General features: G+C 42.3%; 8 protein-coding genes. 2 read left to right on the forward strand and 6 right to left on the reverse strand.

Annotated features, from left to right (window positions below; genetic code table 11):
* Positions 1-1,177: 1,177 nt before the first annotated feature.
* From ABFQ95_07020 to ABFQ95_07030, 3 genes are read right to left on the reverse strand one after another with little or no spacing between them, the layout of a single operon-like run.
* Positions 1,178-1,318, reverse strand: coding sequence for a hypothetical protein (locus tag ABFQ95_07020; GenBank protein MEN8237272.1), 141 nt, complete (start codon positions 1,316-1,318; stop codon positions 1,178-1,180).
* A gap of 51 nt (positions 1,319-1,369) precedes the next feature.
* The gene (locus ABFQ95_07025; protein ID MEN8237273.1) at positions 1,370-1,774 is read right to left on the reverse strand and encodes a hypothetical protein; all 405 of its coding nucleotides are present in this window, start codon (positions 1,772-1,774) and stop codon (positions 1,370-1,372) included.
* Positions 1,767-2,132, reverse strand: coding sequence for a phage head closure protein (locus ABFQ95_07030; GenBank protein ID MEN8237274.1), 366 nt, complete (start codon positions 2,130-2,132; stop codon positions 1,767-1,769). Before ABFQ95_07030 ends, ABFQ95_07025 begins: the two co-directional genes overlap by 8 nt.
* Positions 2,133-2,308: 176 nt before the next feature.
* On the opposite strand from ABFQ95_07030, the gene ABFQ95_07035 reads away from it, so the two are divergent.
* Positions 2,309-3,340, forward strand: coding sequence for an Rpn family recombination-promoting nuclease/putative transposase (locus ABFQ95_07035; GenBank protein MEN8237275.1), 1,032 nt, complete (start codon positions 2,309-2,311; stop codon positions 3,338-3,340).
* Between the two features lie 291 nt (positions 3,341-3,631).
* Here the strand turns inward: ABFQ95_07035 and ABFQ95_07040 are convergent, their stop codons facing one another.
* The 3 genes from ABFQ95_07040 to ABFQ95_07050 are packed head-to-tail and all read right to left on the reverse strand — an operon-like array spanning position 3,632 to position 5,909.
* The gene (locus ABFQ95_07040) at positions 3,632-4,207 is read right to left on the reverse strand and encodes a head-tail connector protein (GenBank protein ID MEN8237276.1); all 576 of its coding nucleotides are present in this window, start codon (positions 4,205-4,207) and stop codon (positions 3,632-3,634) included.
* Between the two features lies 1 nt (position 4,208).
* Complete coding sequence (locus tag ABFQ95_07045) at positions 4,209-4,676, reverse strand: hypothetical protein (protein ID MEN8237277.1); 468 nt, start codon at positions 4,674-4,676, stop codon at positions 4,209-4,211.
* 18 nt (positions 4,677-4,694) lie between these two features.
* Positions 4,695-5,909, reverse strand: coding sequence for a phage major capsid protein (locus tag ABFQ95_07050; protein ID MEN8237278.1), 1,215 nt, complete (start codon positions 5,907-5,909; stop codon positions 4,695-4,697).
* Between the two features lie 400 nt (positions 5,910-6,309).
* Between ABFQ95_07050 and ABFQ95_07055 the strand changes: the two genes are divergently transcribed.
* On the forward strand, positions 6,310-6,592 hold a 283-nt coding region (locus ABFQ95_07055), incomplete at its 3' end, for a hypothetical protein (protein ID MEN8237279.1).

Here is a 6,592-nt window from a genome sequence, read left to right on the forward strand (position 1 = left end):
TGAATTAGTACTTGCTATGCCAAATCATATGTTGTTTAGAATTGTAAAAACATATTTCCTATAAAAATCGGCAATTTGTGACAACTTTTATCGAATATAATCTTTTCCCACAGAATCCGTTATAATGAGGTATTTTTAGATGTATTTTTTGAGTATTCTTTGTTTAACGAACGGCCAAAATGTCCGTTGAGGATGGTCATAATATCCGTTGAGGATGGGCATAATATCCGTTGAGGATGGGCATAATATCCGTTGAGGATGGGCATAATATCCGTTGAGGATGGGCATAATATCCGTTGGGAATGGCATTTTTGGACGGTTGTAACGGACACCATAACTGAGATTATTGATCGTCAGTTTCGCTAGAATTACGGGATAGAAAATCATCCACATGTCCATGGTTACGAACAAAAGAAGTCTGATACGTTTTACCGAGCAAAATAACTAGCATAAAACTTGCCCTGAAATTTATCTTGTACTGCTTGAGACTCGCTAGAAAACCTTGTTGTTCAGGAGAAACAATTCTAGTAACTATAAAACCATGGATTTATTGGAAATCTTTTTAAAGGATCGCATCATGAAATTTCACCAATTGCTTACTATACGCTTCCGGACTCAAAATTTGGATTTTTACAAAAGCTGTCTATCCATTGATTTTATTGAGGTTGCAGAATAATACTGTGCCCTTCACCACGAGACTGGTAAGACTTGAGGAGGCAAAACCTTACGATTCAGGATCCCATTTTTTTAAATCTGCAAAAAAGAATTGGATCCTGAATCGCAAAGATTTTCCAATTCGTGCGACTTACAGTCGCACGTTCGGAAAATCAGCGTTCAGGATGACGGCCGTGTTGGTTTCACTGAACAGCCCTGATAGCACATGATCCTTCACCAAATGTTGGGTTGAATTACAGAAACGGGGAAAATGCGGGCACTGTACCAGTTCTATTCCACACCTCCCCAAACCAAGTTTTCTGGTGGCATAACCAGGATAGTCTGCCATTGAAACAAACTCTACCAGGAAAGAAGCATACCGGCTAAAAGCTTGGTACCCACTGAATAGGAATCATTTTTATGCGATACGTTGGACAAATTTAGGATGGCTTTAGAGAAGTTTGGAATAGAACTGGTACAGTGCCTCCGGTATTGTGCGAAACTTTTTCCAGGATTCTGTGAGTCACTGGTCACCAACTACCGAGCTACCCAAAGCCCAGCCAGGTAACTCCCCTTCACCTGTAAGTTCAGTTAGATATAAAGTTTTCATCCACTCATCCCATAAACTCTCATCGGCTATCTCTGTACCCTTAGCTAGCAACATAGCACTGCTTTGCTGACTTCTGACATCTGACTTCTGACATCTGATTTCTGATCATCTTAGCCATGCTTGGTACTCCATTATTCCTTCTCGAGTTAACTCATCTTTTTGCAGCTTGATCTGCTGTTTCTGCAAACGCAGCACTGCATTTCCAGTAAAATCGGAATCTTTTGACTTAACGGTCAAAGGAGACGCATCAAGGATTTCTCCTACCCGACTCATCAACCGATGCACTTCTTTAAATCCCCGATAACGACTAAAAAGCACCAAGGCAAAATCTACGCTCAATTTTTTCGGCGGGCGAAAGCTATCTGTTACCACATCTTGAATGCGTAACAGAGCATGGGGAAAGGCAACAGAAAGCGGTGTTTGCGAAAATAATCCTTGCAGTTTTGTTCCCAAAAATTCATCTTGCTCAAATCTACTCTCTATTGCCTGAAACAAACCATAATCATGCATCGATATTTTCCTCTTCTGCTGCACACGCCATAAAATCGAACCAACAACAGCTTGGATCTAACTGAGGTTTTGTTGTTATCGTTAATATTTTACCGCGCCACTGCACCCGAGCTGGCAGCAAAATATCATACCCAACACGGATACGGATGTTATAGCGAATACCTGCAAGGTCCTGCGCTTCACGCCGAACCGCATCCCGCATATAGTTGGATTCCTTAATGGGGCTAACCATCGCCCACACTGTTTTGCCAGATTTCCAGGTGATGATAGAACCGCCCTGCCCATCAGCTTGAGTATTGACATGCAAAAATGTGATACGTTGTTTGAGGTCGCTTATTTGGGTTTTTTGGTGGTGCATTGATGTGATTTTCCTTTAATCAGTGAGTCAGTACTTCACTTCGATATATTATGCATAAAAGCAAATTGGCTATGCACAAACTGGTATTTTACTTTTTATTTCATCTGATATATTAACCAAAGTTAGCTTTATTCAGACAATAATTTGGTTGAAATCATGGAAAGGAATTGGATACAGTGGAGCAGTTAGCAACAGAGCAATTACAAGACCAGCCACAGGATAAGCCAAAAATGTACGGTACCAATCGATACCTAAACCCCACAAACGACGTAAGTTTCAAAAAATTGTTCAGCACCGAAGATCATAAAGATCTGCTGATCAGCTTTTTAAATACGATGTTGGGATTAGAGGGCAAAAGCCGCATTACCCAGGTAGAGTTTTTACCACAAGAACTGCCGGCTTTATGGGCCGATGGCAAGCGCAGCATACTCGATGTACAATGTACCGATGCCTCTGGCATACGCTATATTGTAGAAATGCAAAATCAAAATGTTCCAGATTTTGCCAAGCGCACGCAAATGTACGCTGCGCATTCTTATGTTGCCCAGCTTGGTCCTGGCAGCAATCACTTTCAGTTAAGCCCGATTGTACTATTGGCTATCGCCAATTACCCTTTGTTCCCCACAAAAAAGCACTACATCAGCTATCATAAGATGTTAGATGTTAAAACGTACGAGAATGATCTGCAAGATATCTCTTATGTATTTGTTGACCTTTCAAAATTTAACAAAGAAGATCCGGCAAAACTTGAAACTACCATTGATAAATGGTTGTATTTTCTAAAATACTGGGAAGATGCCAAATCTCCTCCTGAAGTTATCACGGAGCCTGAACTGTTAGAGGCTTATGCAACAATGGAACGATTTAATTGGAATAGTGCTGAGTTGGACTATTACCTCAAATCTCAGATTGCTTTGTCTGAACAATGCGCCATTCAAAAGCAAAAACTAGAAGAAGGTATACAAAAAGGCAGAAAAGAAGAAAGAACCAAAGCTGAGTTAGAAAAGAATAAGATTAGACAAGAAGAACAGAAAAAAGCTGAGTTAGAAAAGAATAAGATTAGGCAAGAAGAACAGAAAAAAGCTGAACTGGAAAAGGTGAGGATAGTCAGGCAATTGCTTCAGCAAGGTATTGATACAAAAATTATTTCTCACGTGACAGGCATGGATGAAGCTTTCATAACAGAAATGTTGCGGAAAGTAGGGTAGATTGGGATAAGAGATATACTCGCCCCGGGCACAGATTGCGCTTTTGGACACCCTCTGTAGCCGTCATCTTGAATACTGAATCAAGTTCAGCACAGGCAGCTGATTTTCCAATTCGTGCGACGTAGTCGCGCGAATTGGAAAATCTTTGCGATCTATTGAGCGTAAGGTTTTGCCTCCTCAAATCTCGTCATACTTGAGTTACAAAACCAACGTTCAGGATGACGCTCCGTGCTGACCTCTGACCTCTGACCTCTGACCTCTGATTTCTGACTTCTGACTTCTGATTTCTGCCTACTGTAAAGCCATCCACACATATGGTTGCAGCAAATTATACACTGCCTCATGACCTGTTCCCTTTCGTGTCTCTCCGCGATGCTGATAAAATTGCGCTACCATTTCCAACACTGCTTGCCTTAATGCAGGAGGGATATTTGCTGAATCATCTCCATAGCCAACAATGAAATCAACCTGTAGTGTCTGACCTGCAATTTCTTCAGAATTAAGCAACAATCGACCTCGATCATAATGGGGGGCAAACTGGTACCCCAACGTGCTAGAACATCCTACCAACAGTGGATCTTTGGCAAGTTTGACAAACGGCGCCCGCGGCAAGTCCAGTGTCCACTTGCCTGGATGCATTTTTTTCGACAACAAATAAGAGCGGAAAGACGGCTGCAAAGCAGCCGTCAGTCGCCAAGTCTGAGTCAAAAGCGAGCGTTGCGTATAATTTTCAATGACACAACGGGCCATTTGAATGAGATGCTGCAACAAGTCGTCTTCTGAATCATGATCTATGCGCAAAAATTGCTTAGCTTCTGCTACAGAAATAGGCTCCCGTTGCGCAGGTTGTATGCATATGAGTTGCATCTCAAAGTGCCTCCTCAATGGCATCAAGTCGTTCCATGTACGATTCAGGGGGCATATACTCACCGTGTCCAAGTACCGCAACACATGACATCGGTATACCAACCTCATGTGTTCCTCGCATTAAGACCTTGAGCTGCACCAAAGATCGATCTCCCAGGTAGCCAAAGCAGTAAACAGATCCCACTTGTGTATCATCATTTAAGGTCATGATGACACCATCTGTAATCGGATCTCCTCCCAGGATATGATCTTCAACAACTGGAGTTAAGGTTTCTTTTGAGTCTCCATGTTCAAGCAAAAACTGCACACAATTTTCGTCCGACAGCCCCTTAAATTCTTTCCCTAAATTTAAAATCAGGGTGAGACTATCATAACCCCAAATACACAGTGGTGCTGTTTCAAATTCACCTTCAATCTGGGTTGGGGTAATTAAGGGCTTTACTTTGATATTATCGATTAGATCACGCATTTTGTTTCCTCTTGTTTGTTAATTCTGTTTTGAAAAATTTAAAACTTTTAAAGCATCATAATTAATGACGCCGCCACCAACTCTGCGAGTCGTATAGAACTCAACATAGGGTTTCACGCTAAAGGGATCCCGCAACACTCTTGTTCCTTGCCGGTCGACAATCATGTAACCTGCACCAAAATCCCCAAACAGAATTGATTGGGGCTGTGATGTCTCACCTTGATCAGGAAGATGCTCAAAAATTTCGATTGGGTACCCAAGTAACTTGGGGCGCAAATCTCCTTCTAAACCAGGCTGCCAAAGGTACATCCCACTTTTGTCTTTTAATTTTCGCAAATTCGACACGGCACTGCGAGACATCAACCACACAGCACGTTGTTGGAACTCAGGCCTTAGGGCAGCCACAACGTCAATCAGGACATCTGCTCCTTTCTCTTTCGAAAAGTCATTGTCGGCTCCGGTGCGAAATCCTTGCAGTTTTCCCCACCCGGTACTTGCTCCGTAATCAATATCATATGCTAGAATTCCTCGCGGTTTGGTACTGCCATTGCCCCAAAGAAAGGCATGATTTTCAATCACTGCCATACGGCTTGCCACCTTGTTGGCCAGCCATTCTTCCACATTGATATTGGCATCATCCAATAACTTTTGTGTGGCTTTTGGCTTGGCATACATTTCGTGTACGGCAATTCGCTTGCGCGCCAGATCTGGAGTTTTGGTTTCACTGCGTTGTTGGGTTTCGCCAACCCAGCCAACATCAGCATAATTTTTATCCACCAGCATCTCGACAGCATCAGTTGCAATGGTCATGACCTGTGCCAAGCGCCTCATTGGTGATTGCTCAGCAAGGCCTTGGCGAATAGTGGCGACAATTGCAGGAGGCACTAAATATCCCCCATCTGGATCAGACCCGACGGAAAGAGTCTTATGCTCGAGACCCGCAAGAGCTTGCTCTTCCCCTTTGCGTACATAATCACAAAAAACTGCGGTTTGGTGTGTATCTGCTGAATTGTCTACATCTTTCAGTTGTAACTCTGGCCTGGAGGTTGTCACACGCAAGGATTCAAGTTGATCACTCAGCCTTGTGACCTCCTGGTCTAAACGTTGCATTTTTTCTTCGCTTTCGCTAGTACCTGATTTTTTCTCAATATGATTGAGGCGCTCATCGTTGGCAGCTTTAAAAGTCTCAAAGGCTTGAGTTAACGATTCAACGGTCGTTCTAATGTTGTCCATTTTGGTTTCCTATTTGTTAGAGGTGGCATACGCTATTGAAGACACACGTGTCCAATATATGATTAAAGCAACACAGACTGGGGCAAGCGAAACAGGAAAAAAGTAATGACCGACAAATAGGTTTTGGGATGGTTTAAGTTGCATTTGGAGTTCATGGCCTAAGGGCCAATGAATTCCAAATGTTTACGATCCAGAATCCCATTTTTTTGTTGGTGGGAGCATAGCAAAAAATAGGAACATCAAGAAAATATCTAAAAAATTCAAAGACTTATGCAAGAATCAAAAACCATAAAATTCTGTCATTAAATCTTAGTACTAAATTAAACTTCTCCATCTAGAATTTTCTGTAATGCGCGATTAGCAAATTGCGTAATTAACGATCAACCAAAGGAGAAAATTTATGTTTACAACTATGTCTACTCCCACAATGACTGGATTTCCGCAGTTCGAACAGTTCAATCCTCTGTGTCAAACTATAAACGGTGCAACCTTTGTACCTGCTGCGCACCCGGTTATGATGCACAAACCAGTATATCAGTCTATTCCAACATGGGACAAGTTGGATAAATTTGCATATCAGCCTGTTCCAACATGGGACAAACCTGCATACCAGTCCATTCCAACATGGGACAAACCTGCATACCAGTCCATTCCAACATGGGACAAACCTGCATACCAGTCCA

The sequence above is a fragment of the Pseudomonadota bacterium genome (assembly GCA_039714795.1).
In the GTDB taxonomy this organism is placed as follows: domain Bacteria; phylum Pseudomonadota; class Alphaproteobacteria; order JAGOMX01; family JAGOMX01; genus JBDLIP01.